We start from the raw sequence: 15,173 nt of genomic DNA, 5'->3' as shown, positions 1-15,173 counted from the left end.
GGAGAAGCAATCAGCTCACTTCATCGCGCATTTGTCGTGGAAACGATCCTGGTCGTTTTCGACGATGGTCGCGACCGTCTTCAGCGAGAGTTGGCCCTCGCCGTCCTTGACCACGTCCTGGAGATAGAAGCTCTGCACCGGGATGTGGTTCTTGCCGTACTTGAAGGGACCGCGCAGCGACTTGAAGTTGGCCTTCTCCATCTCGGCCTTCATCGCGTCCTTCTTGCTGGTGTCGCCCTTCACCGCGACCACCGCGCTGTTGATGAGCTGGGCCGCGTCGTAGGCTTGCGCGCCGTAATAGGTGGGACGCAGGCCGGTGTATTTCTTGCGATAGTCGGCGACGAAGCGCTTGTTCTGCTCGTTGGGCAGATCATTCACCCATTCCTGCGCGCCGGGAACGCCGAGCGCATTCTCCTTCTGCAGCGGCAGCGACAGCTCGTCGACGGTGAAAGCCGTGTAGAGCGGCATCGTGCTCTTCAGCCCGGCCTGCGCATATTGATTGAGGAACTGCACGCCGGCTGCACCCGGATAGAACACGAAGATCGACTCGGCCCCCGAGGCGCGCGCCTTGGACAGCTCGGCGGAGAAGTCGAGCTGGCTCGGCCAGACCGTGTATTCCTCGCCCTTGACCTCTCCCTTGAACGTGCTCTTCACGCCCGCGAGCATGTCCTTGCCGGCGGCATAGTTCGGGCCGATCAGGAACACGCTCTTGACGCCCTTCTGGTTCATGTAGAGGCCCATGGCAGCCGGCGTCTGGTCGTTCTGCCAGGAGGTCGAGAACACGTAGGGCGAACAAAGATCGCCGGCGAGCTGCGACGGGCCGGCATTGGCCGAGATCAGGAAAGTCTGCGAGTCCACCGCGGTCTTCAGCGAGGCCAGCAGCACGTTGGACCAGATATAGCCGACGATGAAGTCGACCTTGTCGGACTGCACCAGCTTCTCGGTCTTCTGCTTGCCGACGTCGGGCTTCTGTCCGTCGTCCTCGTAGATCACCTCGACCGGCTTGCCGTCCATCTTGCGGCCGAGATGATCGAGCGCGAGCTCGAACGAGTTGCGCATGTCATTGCCGATCACGGCGGTCGGGCCGCTGAAGGTCGAAACGAAACCGATCTTGATGGTGTCGCCGGCGGATGCCGGGCCTGCCAGCACCAGCGCCGCTGCGCCCGCCAGCCAGAATGCCGTCCTCATAACCACTCCCCTCCATATTATTATGCCCGGAAGCGGGGTCATTGCCGCCCCGGGTCATCTCTATTGAACGCAAAATCTCTCGCGCCGCCAATGGCTCGGCGCCCGCCCCTGCACCGTATTTCGCCCCGATCGGCGATAGCAAGAAATATAATTCTACTCACTTCGGCGGAGCATGCGGCGCTTTTTCGCGGGATAGCGATACACTCGATACCCTTAGCCTATGCGTCCATTGATGACGGCTATTGGACCGCCACGCCCAATCCGCACTTAAATGAGAGAATAGAGCAGCGAGATTCGAGGGCGCAACATGACCACGACACCGCACCGCGTCGTCATTGTCGGAGCCGGCTTCGGCGGGCTGGAGACGACCTACCGGCTCGCCGGCAGCCCGGTCGAGATCACGCTGATCGACCGCCGCAACCATCATTTGTTCCAGCCGCTGCTTTACCAAGTCGCGACCGCCTCGCTCGCGACCAGCGAGATCGCCTGGCCGGTCCGGCATCTGATGCGCGACCGGCGCGACGTGACGACGCTGTTTGCGGCCGTCAGCGGGGTGGATGCCGACAGGCGCTGCGTGCTGATCGACGATGGCAGCGAGGTGCCGTACGACACGCTGGTGCTCGCCACTGGCGCGCGGCACGCTTATTTCGGCCACGACGAATGGGAGCAGTTCGCGCCCGGCCTGAAGACGCTGGAGGACGCGACCACCTTGCGCCGTCATATCCTGGTGGCGTTCGAGCGCGCCGAGCGCGAGACCGATCCGGCCAAACGCGCGGCACGGCTGACTTTCGTCATCGTCGGCGCCGGCCCCACGGGCGTCGAGCTCGCCGGCACCATCGCCGAGATGGCGCACCACACCTTGCCAGCCGACTTCCGCAATATCGACACCAACAAGGCGCGGGTGGTGCTGATCGAGGCGGGTCCGCGCGTGCTCGCAGGCTTTCCCGATGATCTCTCGGCCTATGCGCAGGCCTCGCTGGAGAAAATCGGCGTCGAGGTCGTGCTGGGACAGGCCGTCACTGAGATCGACCGCGACGGCGTGGTGTTCGGCGGCGAGCGGCTCGATGCCAAAACCAAGATCTGGGCCGCCGGCGTCCGTGCCTCGCCCGCCGCGGAATGGCTGGGCGCACCGGCCGATCGCGCCGGACGCGTCCAAGTGGAGGCCGATCTCACCATCCCCGGTCATCCCGAGATCTTTGCGATCGGCGACACCGTCTTGATCAACGCCTGGGACGGCAAGCCAGTGCCCGGCATCGCGCCGGCCGCCAAGCAGCAGGGCCGTCACGTGGCTGAGACCATCAAGGCGCGGCTGCGCCAGGAGCCGACAGGCCCGTTCCGCTACAAGCACTCCGGCAGCCTCGCGCAGATCGGCAAACGGCTCGCGGTGATCGACTTCGGGCGCATCAAGCTGCGCGGCACCATCGCGTGGTGGATCTGGGGCATCGCCCACATCTACTTCCTGATCGGCTTGCGCCACCGCCTCAGCGTCGCGCTGAGCTGGCTCTGGATCTACGCCCGCGACCAGCGCGCCGCGAGGCTGATCACGCAGGGAAGCAGCAAGGTGGTGTAGCTTTTTCTTCCTTCTCCCCTTGCGGAAAAGGTGGCGCGAAGCGCCGGATGAGGGGTCTGTCTCAGCGCGCTCGAAAGAGAATGACTCGCGGAGAGAACCCCTCACCCGGCTTCGCTTTGCGAAGCCACCCTCTCCCACAGGTGGAGAGGGTGCAGCGGCGCTCGCGGCTACATCACTACTTCACCAACCCGCACCCACCTTCCGCCAACGGTCGAAACGCCTGCTCCGCAGAGATCGTCGAGACCAGCTTGTAATAATCGTACGGATATTTCGACTCCTCCGGCTTCTTCACCTCGAACAGATACATCGGATGCACGACGCGGCCGTCCTGGCGAATCGCGGTGTCGCCGAACAGCTTGTCCTTACCCCTGAACTTCTTCATCTCGGGCACGGCGTCCTTGGCATTGTCGCTGCCGGTGGCGGCGACCGCGTTCAGATAAGCCAGCGTGGAGGCATAGACTCCGGCCTGGTTGCCGCTCGGCATCTTGCCGTTCATGCCGGGCCGCACCGCGAAGCGTTTGGCGAAGGCGCGGGTGTCGTCGTTCATGTCCCAATAGAAGGCTTCCATGAGCTGGAGCCCTTGCGCGACCTTGATGCCCATGCCGTGGACGTCGTTGATGAAGAGCAGGAAGGCGACGAGCTTTTGTCCGCCCTGCTGGATCCCGAACTCGGCGGCCTGCTTCACCGCATTGATGGTGTCGCCGCCGGCATTGGCGAGCCCGATCACCTGCGCCCTCGAGCCCTGCGCCTGCAACAGGAAGGAGGCGAAGTCGGAGGTGCCGAGCGGATGCTTGGAGGACCCCAACACCTTGCCGCCATGCGCCTCGATGTATTTCTGGGCTTCCGCCTCGATGCCCTTGCCGAGCGCGTAATCGACCGTGAGGAAATACCAGTCCTTGCCGCCGCGCGACATCATCGCGGCCGCCGTGGTGTTGCCGGTGGCCCAGGCGTCGTTGACCCATTGGATGGTGTTGGGGGAGCAGGCCTTGCCGGTGAGATCGGAGCTCGCGGTCGACGATGCCAGGAACGTCATGCGGCTGTCGCGCAGCAGCGTGTTGATGGACAGACCGACCGCCGAATTCGGCACGTCGACAATGGCGTCGACGCCTTCGACATCGAGCCATTTGCGCGCGATGGCATTGCCGACGTCGGCCTTGTTCTGGTGATCGGCATAGACGATCTCGACCTTGATGCCTTTGCCGCCGCCGTTGAAATCCTCAGCGGCCATGCGCGCGGCCTCGACCGAACCCATGCCGTTGGTGTCCTGGAAGATGCCCGAGATATCGTTGAGCACGCCGACGCGCACGACATTGTCCGATATCTCGGCATTTGCCGCACCGCCAATCAGGCTCGCGGCCAGCGCAAGCGTCCACTTCAAATGTCTCATGGTTCCCTCCCCTGTCGTATTGATTGTCTTCGACGCCAGTAGCATCAGGCCGGCGTGATCGTTACAGGCAGGCTGTCAAGACCGCGCAGCGTGTTGTTGAAGCGGCGCTGTGGCTCGCCCGTGATCTCGATCTTCGCGATCCGGCGAGCCAGCGCCGCAAGCATTGTCTCGCCTTCGAGCCGCGCGACCAGCTGGCCGACGCACATGTGAATACCTGAGCCATAGCCAACATGGCCGGACGTGCGGCGGGTGATGTCGTAGCTGTCAGGCTTGTCCCAGCGCCGCGGATCGCGATTGGCAGCCGCCAGGAACATCAACACCTTCTCACCCTCACCGATGGTCGCGCCTGACAGTTCGACCTCGCGGGTTGTCGTGCGGAAGAAGGTCTGCACCGGGCTTTCAAAGCGAACGGCCTCCTCGAAAGCGTTGCGTGCCAGCGTGACATCGTTGCGCAGGCGCTGCCACTGCTCAGGGAAGCGCGCGAGGCAGTAGACCGCAGCCCCGATGCCGTTGACGGTGGTGTCGAGGCCCGCCGACAGCAGCGAACGCACCAACAGCGGCGCTTCGGTGGCGGTGATGGCACCCTCGTCGACATGGGCGTGGATGCAGGCGCCGATGCCGCCGGGCGTGAGGTTGTCCCGCTGGCACTGCTCGGTGACGTAAGCCTGGTGTGGCGCCGAGCGCGCGATGGCTTCCTGGCGCAGCTCGTTCGGCGGGCCGAAGGCGTTGAACACGACGCTCGCATAGGGAATCAGATGTTCGCGCCCCTCCGGCTTCAGCCCGAGCGCATTCGGGAAGATCGACAGCGGATAGGCCTCGGCGAGGTCCGTGATGGCATCGAAGCTGCGCTTCTCCAGCAGCGCGTCCACACGCTGTTCCGCTGCCGCGGCAAAGCGGTCGCGCAGCCCCTTCATGACCGTCGGCGACAGCACCTTTGAGAGCACCGCGCGGGTGCGGGTGTGCGCGGGCGGATCGGCTTCGAGGATCAGGCTCGGCGGCCGCCACGGCGTCTCCTTCTTGAAGTCGGACAGGCCGACGCCGCGGCTGGAGCAGAAGGTCGCGGGATCATTCAGGACGGCATGGACCTCGGCATAGCGCGCGACGCCATAGACGTTCCACTTGTCGAGATAGACGACAGGTCCCGCCTCCCGCAGCAGCTCATGCGTGGGATAGGGATCGGCGAAAAAATCCATCGCGAAAGGATCGACGTCGAGATGCGGGACGGCCGACGAACCGTTGATTTCCGGGGAGCTGGAAGCGCTCATGGAAGTCCTCACTTATTTTGATCTTGTGCAAGGGCGGCGCTTACCCTTAGGTCTTTCGGACACGCCGCGAGACAGAATCCCGATATGCCGCCGTCTTCGACCAGAGCCCGCCAGAAACCTGCGCCCCCCGATACGGGACCGACGCTCGATCTCGACCGCTACGTCCCCGCGTTCATCACCTTCATCGCCAACAAGCTCTCGAACAGCGCCACGGCGTTCTATCAGCGGCAGTTCGGCGTCAACGTCACGGAATGGCGGATCATGTCGCTGCTGGCGATCGAGCCCGGCATTCCGGCGTCGCGCATCTGCCACGTCATCGGTTTCGACAAGGGCCCGGTGAGCCGAACGCTGGCCGGTCTGGAAAAGCGGGGCCTGATCTCGATCCGCACCGATCCCAACGATGGGCGCACCCACTCGATCTCGCTGACGGCGAAGGGCCGCGCCATCCATGACAAGGTGATCGTCGCGGCATTCGAGCGCGAACGGCGCCTGTTGTCCTGCCTGGACAAAGACGAGCGCGAGGTGCTGATCGACCTGTTGCGCCGTCTGCACGAAAATCTCGGCGCGGTCACCGGCAGCACCGAGACCTGACGAACCACGCAGCGAGCGCTGAGCCCTGTCATGTCCGGGCATGCACCGTCGTTCGCCGGCGGTACCCTCTCTGCCGAGCATAGCTTCCTCCGATCCGACGCGGCGGTTCTCCCGCCGTCATCCTAGTCTGGAACGGTTCGCACAAACTAGTTGCTTAGGCAACAAAAGAATCATGCAGGATAATGCGGCAGGTTGGCTGGCCTTTTTCTTTCACCCGCTCTCGTGTTCCGGACGCGCTGCAGCGTGAAGCGCTGCTGCGCAGAGCCGGGATCCACGCGACCGCGCGCACAAACGAGATAGGCCCGGCTCTGCAGCGCATCACTGGGTGCTGCGCTGCTTCCGGGGCACGGGCCCAAGCCCTACAGACCGATCCACTCGCCTGGCGCAGCGTCATCCAACCGCGCCACCGCATCGGCACGCCGCGTCAGCACCGCGCGCTGATTGATGTAGCCCTTGTCGGTGATCTCGCCGCCGTCCACCGACGGCGGCTCGTCGAGCAGCAGGGCACGCGTGGCGTGGCCGGAGGAGTTGGCGCCGTGTTGCTTGAGCTTCGCCAGACCCTGCGCGATCGCGGCTCTGACCTTGTCATGCGCAAGCACGTCGTTGACGCCTGCGGTCTCAGGCAGGCCGGCATGCGCGCGGCACGCAGCGATGTTCGGAAACACCAGGAAGCGCACCTCGTCGCCGCCATGGCCGGTGATGACGATATCCTGCGCGAGCGGCGCCAGCGCGGCGATGCCGGCGAGGCGCAGCGTGCCGACGCTGACCCAGGTGCCGGAATTGAGTTTGAAATCCTCCGCGACGCGGCCGTCGAAGAACAGGCCGCGCTCGGGCCGCTTCGCATCGGCGAACTTCACGGCGTCACCGATGAGATAAAATCCCTCGTCGTCGAACGCCTGCCTGGTCAGCTCCGGCGCTTTCCAATAGCCCGGCGTGACGTTGGGGCCGCGCACGCGCACCTCCAGCTTGTCGCCCGAGGTGACGAGCTTCAATTCGGTGCCGGGGATAGGCACGCCGATGTTGCCCGAGCGTTCCGCGAGGAAATGGCAGTCGGTGGCCAGCGGCGAGGTCTCGGTCGAGCCCCAGGCCGAGACCATCGGCATCGCGCGGCCAACAGTCTTGACGGAGAGTTCTTCGAGCGCGTCCCAGAGATTCTGCGGCAACGCGGCACCGGCGTAGAACGCGAATTTCACCTCGCTGAAGAAGCGGCGACACAGTTCCCCGTCGCCGCGCAGCGCCGCGATCAGCATATCGAAGCCGCGCGGCACGTTGAAATAGACCGTCGGCATCACGCTTCTGAGATTGGCGAGTGACATCGCAAACAGACCGGGCGCCGGCTTGCCGCCGTCGATATAGAGCGAGCCGCCATTGCGCAGCACGAGATTGAAATTGTGGTTGGCGCCGAAGGTGTGGCTCCAGGGCAGCCAGTCGAGAATGACGAGATCGTCGCGCCCCTGTTCGAGAAACGTCCAGGTCTGCGCCTTGGCCTGCTGGCTCGACGTCAGCATGCGCTGGGTGTTGATCACGGCTTTCGGCGTGCCGGTCGAGCCCGAGGTGAACAGGAATTTTGCGATGGTGTCCGGTGTGACAGCGGCGAAGGCTCTTGCGACGTCCGCCGTTTCAGGCGTCGCCGCAACGGTGCGAAAGGCGAGCGCATCGGCGTCGCTCGCGTTGCCGCTGATGACCTGCGCACGATGCAGCGGCTTGATCGCGGCCAGCGCCGCCGCAAACGGCTTGGTCGCGGAGACATAGATCGCGCCGGGCTCCAGCAACGAGATCATGCTCCTGAGCTTGTCAAAATCCTTCGACATCAGCGAATAGGCTGGCGAGATCGCGGCCGAGGGCACGCCGACATGCTGGGCCGCGAGCGCAAGCAGCGCATGGTCGATACTGTTATCGGATAGGATCACGAGCGGGCGTTCGGCGCCGAGTCCTTGCGCCAAAATCCACGACGCGGCCGCGCGGACTCTCCGCAAGGCCCCCGCGTAGGTCATGGTGGCCCAGGGCGTATCGGCGCGGTCACGCTCAGCGAGGAAGACCGTGTCGGGCTTTTGCCGGGCCCATTGCTCCAGCCAGTCGCCAACGCAGCGCGCGCCATCGCGCAGCGGCTCGGGCGAGCGCAGCACGATGCTGCCGTCGGCGCGATGCTCGGCAACGGTTCTGGGTGTCGCAAACAGGCTCGCAGCATCACCGCGAGGGGCGGTTGTCATGGTTTCCTCCTCGCCCGGAAGCCGGGATCGGCCGCAGCCTCGTCGCGGACCGCGTTGGCCGGCATGTTGGCCACGACAATAGTTGGGGCGCAAGCTCGGGCCCGGTGAGCTGCCCATTATTTGCGCAAATGCCCGTAACAGGGCGCTGACACGCAGGCCAGCCGGCGCTCGAAATATCCCCCAAGCCACTGATCTCTCGATAACATCCGCAGCACTTGTCCTGCCCGGATTCTGTACACAATGGCACATCGCTTGCTTCGATCCGGGTGAAGAGACGTAGCCGGAGTTTGTCGCCATGAGGGCTGAAATGGGGGCTGAGCAGCCTGAAACGATCGCCGCGATCGTGGCCGCGCACCGCGCGGGCACGCTCACGCCGGCGCAGACGGTCGCGCGCACCTATCAGCGCATCCGCGACCACAACGATCCCGCCGTCTTCATCAGCCTGCGCGACGAAAACGACGCGATCGCGGAAGCCGAGAAGCTCGTCGCGAAGGAGGCCGCCACGCTGCCGCTCTACGGCGTGCCGGTCGTGGTGAAGGACAATATCGACGCGCTGGGATTTCCGACCACCGCGGCGTGCCCGGCCTTCTCGTACATCCCGACACACGATTCGACCGCGGTTGCGCGGCTGCGCGCCGCCGGCGCGATCATCATCGGCAAGACCAATCTCGACCAGTTCGCGACCGGCCTTGTCGGCGTGCGCTCGCCCTATGGCATCCCCAGAAACGCGATCCGTGAGGACCTCATTCCCGGCGGATCGAGCTCGGGATCGGCTACCGCCGTCGGCGCCGGGCTGGTGCCGCTGTCGCTCGGCACCGACACCGCCGGCAGCGGGCGCGTGCCGGCGATGCTCAACAACATCGTTGGTCTGAAGCCGAGCCTCGGCATGATTTCGACCGCTGGCCTGGTGCCGGCCTGCCGGACGCTGGACTGTATCTCGGTGTTCGCGCTGACCGTGGACGACGCCGCGCTGGCGCTCTCCGTGATGGCGGGTCCCGACCAGGCCGATCCGTTCTCGCGCGACCGGCCGCTCGGCGCGATCACCCCGCTCCCGGCAAACCTGCGCCTCGGCGTGCCGCGCAGCGGACAGCTGATCTTCTTCGGCGACAAGAAGGCGGAAGCGGCTTACGCTGACGCGTTGAAGCGCTGGACCGCGCTTGGCGCAACCCTCATCGAGTTCGACCTCGAGCCATTCTACGAGACGGCGCGGCTGCTCTACGAAGGACCGTGGGTCGCCGAGCGCTATCTCGTGATCCGCGACCTGCTCGCCTCCGCGCCGGATACGATCCATCCGGTGACACGCGAGATCACCGCGGCCGGTGCGCGGTTAACGGCGGCGGAGACCTTCTCCGCGCTCTATCGCCTGCAGGGCCTGCGCAAGATCGCCGAGCGCACCTTCACCAATATCGACGCGCTGGTGCTGCCGACGGCGCCGACGGCCTATACGACCGCGCAGGTGCTGGCCAATCCGATCGAGCTCAACAGCCGGCTCGGCACCTACACCAATTTTGTGAATCTGCTCGACCTCTGCGGTCTCGCGCTGCCGGCGGCGATGCGCGCCGACGGCATCCCGTTCGGCATCACGCTCCTTGCACCCACGGGTCACGACGCGCTGCTCGCGAGCATCGGACGCGTGTTTCATGCCGATACCAAACTGACGCTTGGCGCAAAGGGTGCGGCGCAAGCAGCGCTGGCGCCGCTTGCCGCAAACGGCATCGACGAGATTCCCATCGCCGTGGTCGGCGCGCATCTGTCCGGCATGGCGTTGAACGGCGAGTTGAAAGCGCTGAACGGCCAGCTGATCGAGGCGACCAGGACCGCGGCGGACTACAAGCTCTACGCATTGAAGACCACGCCGCCGAAGCCGGGCATGCTGCGCGTCGAAACCGGCAAGGGCGCGTCGATCGAGCTGGAGATCTGGATGCTGTCGTCGTCCGCCTTCGGCAAGTTCGTCAACGCGATTCCCGCGCCGATGGCGATTGGCACCGTGCGGCTGGCGGATGGCCGCAGCGTGAAGGGATTTCTCGTCGAGCCCGAGGTGCTGGGCGAGGCGCGAGATATCACGGCTTATGGTGGATGGCGGAAGTTTATGGCGGAAGCCGCTACGGCATAGGTCTCGTAGGGTGGGCAAAGCGAAGCGTGCCCACCATCACCGTCAGCTTGGGTAGATGGTGGGCACGGCGCTTTGCGCCTTTGCCCATCCTACGGCACCGTGCGCGCGGCCCTACACCGACACCGCGTAGATCTCGTACTCCCCGCGCACCAGCTCGATATGCGCGCGCATCGCGGCGGCGGCGCCCTGCTTGTCGCCGCGCATGATCGCGACGACGACGCGGTCGTGCTCGGCTTGCGACTTTGCCAATCGGCCGAGGTTGCGGAACTGGGCGCGACGAAACGGCTGCACGCGCACGCGCGTCGCCAGCGTGATCTCGGCGATGTAGCCGTTCTGCGATCCCGCATAGATCGCGTTGTGGAAGCGCTCGTTGACCTCGTGGAAGCGCTCGGGATTGCCGGCGTAGCTCAACACCCGCAGCTCTTCGTGGATGGCTTCCAGACCGTGACGCTCAGTGGCCGACATGCGTTCGGCGGCAAGACCCGCGCACAGCGCTTCCAGCTCCGCCATCGCCTCGAACATGCCCGTCAGCCGTTCGAACGAAGGCTGTGCCACCACCGCGCCGCGATGGGCGCGTGCTTCGACGAGGCCGCTTGCCACGAGCTGGCGCAGCGCTTCCCGCACCGGCGTGCGCGAGACGCTGAAGCGGCGCGCGATGTCGGTCTCGTCAAGCGGCGCGCCGGGCGGCAGAGCGCCGCGCACGATCTCGTCGGCGAGCTGCAGGCGCAGCTCCTCGGCGCGCGTGATTTTGTGAGCTGATGGTGACGCCCGGTCGACACGCGGCACCGCCGGATCGGCCGGCAGCGCTCCGGGCGGAAGATCGTCAAGCGTCATACGGTCAGGTCTCTTTCGACTCGTCGATGATGCTGACATGGGCGGCGACGACGCGCCAGCCCTCCGGGAATTTTACCCAGGTCTGCATCTGCCGGCCGACCTTGCCCGGCATCGTGTCGCGATAGAACAGGGTGGAGGCGACCGCCGTGTCGCGGCCATAGCTGGTGATCACGGTTTTCGCGGTGCGGCGATTGAGGCCGACCGGCGAGCGCCCGGCGCGGAATCCGGAGATCGCCTCATAGCCGTAGAGATTCTCGCCGATGCCATAACGCAGCGTGCGGGGATCGTTGCGGAAGAGCTCGCCGAGCACCGCGACGTCGTTGGTGATCAACGCCTGCTCATAGCGATCGAACGCGGCTTTGACGTCCGCGATCACGTCGGGGAGATCGATCTCCATCTCAAAATCCTTTTGCGCTGGGCGCGGCGGCGACGCCCATCTTCTCCAACGCGTATGCGACGCGCAGCGCGATGTCCTCGCGCCATGGCGCGGCGATGATCTGCACGCCGATCGGCAGCGGTTCGAGCGGCACCGGCACGGCAACCACAGGCAGGCCGATGAAGGAGATCGGCTGGGTGTGGATGCCGATATTGGCGCGCACCGGCAGCTCGACGCCGCCAAGATTGAAATTGATCTGGCCGAGTTTCGGCGCGGTGCACGGCGTCGCCGGTGCGATCAGCACGTCGACCGACTTGAATATCTCGGCGAGTTGCGTTCGATACCAGCGGCGGAATTTTTGCGCGCGGTCGACCAGCGGCGCCGGCACCATAGCGCCCGCGATCAGCCGGTCGCGCACGGCGGGATCGAAATCGTTCGGCCGCTTGCGGAGCCGGTCGAGATGCAGCGAGGCGCCTTCCGTGGTGGTGATGACATAGGCCGCCGCGCGGGCGCGCGCGGCTTCCGGCACGTCCACCACGCGCGTTGCGCCCAGCGCCTTGGCGACGCGGCTGACGGCTTCGACGGCTTCCGGAAACAGATTCTGCTGGAAGTACCCGCCGGCGATTGCGATGCGCAGGTCCGAAACCGGATTGGCGAGCAGCGGCAGCGTCGGCTCCAGACCACGTGTGGTGGTGCAGGCGGCGTCGTCCGCATCCGGCCCCTGCATCGCGTCGTAGGCGAGCGCGAGATCGGTGGCGGAGCGCGCGAACGGGCCGAGATGATCGAGGCTCGCGACGAACGGGAAGGAGCGCGCACGCGAGAGCCGGCCATAGGTGGGCTTCAGGCCGAAGATGCCGCAGAACGAGGACGGCACGCGGATCGAACCGTTGGTGTCGGAGCCGAGCGCGATCGGCACCAGCGCGCCGCCGACGGCGCTGCCGGATCCGCCGGAGGAGCCGCCGCTCATCCGCGTGGTATCATGCGGATTGCGCGAGGGACCGTCATGGACGTTCTCGCCGGTGAAGTCATAGGCGTATTCGCCCATGTTGAGCGCACCGACCAGCACGGCGCCAGCCGCTTCCATACGCTCGATTAGCGTGGCATCGCGCGTCGCGGGCGCGCGGTCTCGGTTTATCTTCGAGCCGGCGCGGGTGGCGAGGCCTGCGACGTCGAATAAATTCTTCACCGCGAAGGGCACGCCGGTGAGCGGGCCGACGGTCTTGCCGGCGGCGATGTCGGCATCGATCGCGCGCGCTTTGGCGCGGGCGCGATCGGCGGTGATGTCGGTGAAGGCGTTGAGGATGGTGTCGTGCTGCTTGATACGCGCAAGCGCTGCTTCGGTCGCATCGAGCGCCGACATCTTGCGGCCCGCAACCGCGCTCGCGATCTCGGAGGCCGTCATCTCTGGCTTGGTCGTCATGGCGGCGTCAGACCGTGAAGACGGGCGCCGGCTCGGTCTCGTCCGGCAGCGCGAATTCGTCGACGAAGCGGCCGAGCCGTAGCGAGACCTCGAGATTGGCGCGAATGGACGACCTCCATGCTTCCTCGACAGGCAACGCCAACGCTTTCGTAACAGCGTCGATATAATCGTCCAGCGGTTCGGCCATCACGCTCCCAAACAAGCTCTCAGTGTGCGCCCAGTGTCTGCAGCGGCGGATGCGGGATCGCCGTCAGCAGCTCCTTGGTGTAGTCGTCCTGCGGATCGCTCAAGACCCGCTCGGAAGATCCTTCCTCGACGATTCGACCCGACCGCATGACAATGACACGATCGCACAACAAGCGCACTACGTTCAAATCATGCGAGACGAACAGATAACTCATACCTAGCCGCGCCTTGAGGTCCTGGAGCAGATTAAGGACCACCGCCTGGACCGAGACGTCGAGCGCGGCGGTCGGCTCGTCCAGGATGACGAGTTTCGGGTGCAGGGCAATGGCGCGGGCGATGCCGACGCGGGCCTTCTGGCCGCCCGACAATTGGTGCGGGAAGCGATCCAGCAGATTGTGCGGCAGGCCCACCATGGTGGCGAGCTCCTCACAGCGGGCGCGGAGCGCGTCCCGCCCCCTGATGTCGCCAAGCTGCATGATGGGATCGGCGATGGCACGCACGGCGGTGAAGCGCGGGTTGAGGCTGTCGGTCGGATCCTGGAACACCATCTGGATGCGGCTGCGCTGCGGCAGCCGGGCAAAGCCGGCGGGCGCGATGGCGCCGATGTCCTCGCCGTCGAACTGGATCAGGCCCGAGGTCTGGTCCAGCAGCCGCATCACCATCATCGACGTGGTCGATTTGCCGCAGCCGGACTCGCCGACCAGGCCGACGCTCTCGCCATGGCCGACCGTGAAGCTGATGCCGTCGACCGCGCGGAACACATCCGGCTCGACCGGCGGCTTGCGGCCGAACAATTTTCCGAGCGTGGCGGTCGCGCCCTGGCGGGGATATTCCTTGACCAGCTTGTCGATGAGGAGAAGAGGCGTCTTCTCCCTCTCCCCGTCCTTCACGGGGAGAGGGTTGGGGTGAGGGGCTGCTTCCGCGGACACGGTGCTGGGAGAGGCAAGAGTCTCCTCCTCCGGCAACAGATCCCGCAGGCTCACGCCCAGCCGCGGCGTCGCGCGCATCAGCTTCTTCGTGTAGGGGTGCTGCGGGTTGGCGAAGATGTCGGCGGCCTTTGCGGTCTCGACCACCCGGCCCTTTTCCATCACCACGACGCGGTCGCAATAGGCTGCGGCGAGGCCGAGATCATGCGTGATCAGGATGGTGGACATCGCCTTGCGCTTGGTCAGCTCGACGATCAGATCCATCACCGCCTTCTGCGTGGTGACGTCCAATCCAGTCGTCGGCTCGTCCGCAATCAGCAGCTGCGGATTGCAGGCAAGCGCGAGCGCGATGACGACGCGCTGGCACATGCCGCCGGACAATTCGAACGGATACGCGTGATAGCGCTCGCGCGGGCGGGCGATCTTGACCTGTTCCAGCGCCTCGATCGCCTTTTCGCCGCGATCGGAAACCATGGCCTGCTGGACATGGGTGCGCAGCACGTCTTCGATCTGGTCGCCGACCTTCCGGATCGGGTTGAGCGCGGCGCGCGGGTTCTGGAAGATCATCGAGACTTCGCGACCGCGCAAATCACGCATCTGGTCTTCGGTCGCGGCCTTCACGTCGATGCCCGAGAACATCACCGAGCCCTCGGCGATCCGCCCTGCACGATCGAGAATGCGCATCACGGCATAGGAGGTCACCGATTTGCCGGAGCCGGACTCGCCGACGATCGCCAGCGTCTCGCCCTTGGCGACGGAGATGTTGACGTGCTGGACGGCTTTGACGATGCCGCGGCGGGTGGTGAATTCGACCGTGAGGTCCTGGACGTCGAGCAGCGGCTGGGCGGTCATAGGTGCCTCCCAACACTCAAAAGCTCGAAAACAACCCCATGCACAGTAGGGAAGCAGTTGAATTTATTGAATAATTTCTGAGTGGAATTTGCGTGTAAGGCGGGCACCGCTCTCTCATTCCCTCCCCCCTTGTGGGGGAGGGGCAGGGAAGGGGGTAGCCACGAACTCAGACCTCTCCCGGGGCGGGGGGGGGGGGGGGGGGGGGGGGGGGGGGGGGGGGGGGGGGGGGGGGGGGGGGGGGGGGGGGGGGGGGGG

12 protein-coding genes are annotated in these 15,173 nt (G+C 65.5%); 3 read left to right on the top strand and 9 right to left on the bottom strand.

Annotation, left to right across the window (positions count from 1 at the left end; all coding sequences use genetic code 11):
* Positions 1–15: 15 nt before the first annotated feature.
* Positions 16–1,188, bottom strand: a complete 1,173-nt coding sequence (locus tag AC0L30_RS33285; RefSeq protein WP_007597947.1) for an ABC transporter substrate-binding protein — start codon at positions 1,186–1,188, stop codon at positions 16–18.
* Between the two features lie 307 nt (positions 1,189–1,495).
* Here AC0L30_RS33285 and AC0L30_RS33280 point away from each other — a divergent pair, with 307 nt between their 5' ends.
* On the top strand, positions 1,496–2,758 hold the full coding sequence (locus tag AC0L30_RS33280; protein ID WP_007597949.1) for an NAD(P)/FAD-dependent oxidoreductase: 1,263 nt from the start codon (positions 1,496–1,498) through the stop codon (positions 2,756–2,758).
* A gap of 175 nt (positions 2,759–2,933) precedes the next feature.
* On the opposite strand, the gene AC0L30_RS33275 is transcribed toward AC0L30_RS33280, so the two are convergent.
* Together AC0L30_RS33275 and AC0L30_RS33270 are read right to left on the bottom strand one after the other, a co-directional pair.
* Entirely contained in the window at positions 2,934–4,145 is a 1,212-nt protein-coding gene (locus AC0L30_RS33275; protein ID WP_473406141.1) for an ABC transporter substrate-binding protein, read from the bottom strand.
* 44 nt (positions 4,146–4,189) lie between these two features.
* On the bottom strand, positions 4,190–5,410 hold the full coding sequence (locus AC0L30_RS33270; protein ID WP_354127034.1) for a cytochrome P450: 1,221 nt from the start codon (positions 5,408–5,410) through the stop codon (positions 4,190–4,192).
* An 84-nt stretch (positions 5,411–5,494) separates the two neighbouring features.
* Between AC0L30_RS33270 and AC0L30_RS33265 the strand changes: the two genes are divergently transcribed.
* Positions 5,495–6,001: a MarR family winged helix-turn-helix transcriptional regulator gene (locus AC0L30_RS33265; protein ID WP_473406140.1), complete on the top strand. Its 507-nt coding sequence runs from the start codon at positions 5,495–5,497 to the stop codon at positions 5,999–6,001.
* A gap of 359 nt (positions 6,002–6,360) precedes the next feature.
* Here the strand turns inward: AC0L30_RS33265 and AC0L30_RS33260 are convergent, their stop codons facing one another.
* On the bottom strand, positions 6,361–8,211 hold the full coding sequence (locus AC0L30_RS33260; protein WP_473406139.1) for a feruloyl-CoA synthase: 1,851 nt from the start codon (positions 8,209–8,211) through the stop codon (positions 6,361–6,363).
* Between the two features lie 307 nt (positions 8,212–8,518).
* On the opposite strand from AC0L30_RS33260, the gene atzF reads away from it, so the two are divergent.
* Entirely contained in the window at positions 8,519–10,324 is a 1,806-nt protein-coding gene (atzF, locus tag AC0L30_RS33255; protein ID WP_473406150.1) for an allophanate hydrolase, read from the top strand.
* Positions 10,325–10,435: 111 nt separating this feature from the next.
* On the opposite strand, the gene AC0L30_RS33250 is transcribed toward atzF, so the two are convergent.
* The 5 genes from AC0L30_RS33250 to AC0L30_RS33230 are packed head-to-tail and all read right to left on the bottom strand — an operon-like array spanning position 10,436 to position 14,918.
* Positions 10,436–11,158 (bottom strand): GntR family transcriptional regulator, encoded by a 723-nt coding sequence (locus AC0L30_RS33250; protein ID WP_007597956.1) that lies wholly within the window; start codon positions 11,156–11,158, stop codon positions 10,436–10,438.
* Between the two features lie 4 nt (positions 11,159–11,162).
* On the bottom strand, positions 11,163–11,555 hold the full coding sequence (gene hpxZ / locus AC0L30_RS33245; RefSeq protein WP_007597958.1) for an oxalurate catabolism protein HpxZ: 393 nt from the start codon (positions 11,553–11,555) through the stop codon (positions 11,163–11,165).
* Between the two features lies 1 nt (position 11,556).
* Positions 11,557–12,954: an AtzE family amidohydrolase gene (locus tag AC0L30_RS33240; protein ID WP_354127037.1), complete on the bottom strand. Its 1,398-nt coding sequence runs from the start codon at positions 12,952–12,954 to the stop codon at positions 11,557–11,559.
* A 7-nt stretch (positions 12,955–12,961) separates the two neighbouring features.
* The gene (locus AC0L30_RS33235; RefSeq protein WP_007597962.1) at positions 12,962–13,141 is read right to left on the bottom strand and encodes a DUF4089 domain-containing protein; all 180 of its coding nucleotides are present in this window, start codon (positions 13,139–13,141) and stop codon (positions 12,962–12,964) included.
* Between the two features lie 19 nt (positions 13,142–13,160).
* The gene (locus AC0L30_RS33230) at positions 13,161–14,918 is read right to left on the bottom strand and encodes a dipeptide ABC transporter ATP-binding protein (RefSeq protein WP_007597964.1); all 1,758 of its coding nucleotides are present in this window, start codon (positions 14,916–14,918) and stop codon (positions 13,161–13,163) included.
* Positions 14,919–15,173: the final 255 nt, after the last annotated feature.

The sequence above is a fragment of the Bradyrhizobium sp. MI1.11 genome, from assembly GCF_055811255.1.
Note: the sequence above shows the minus strand (reverse complement) of the source record. Positions and strands in the feature narration are given on the sequence as shown.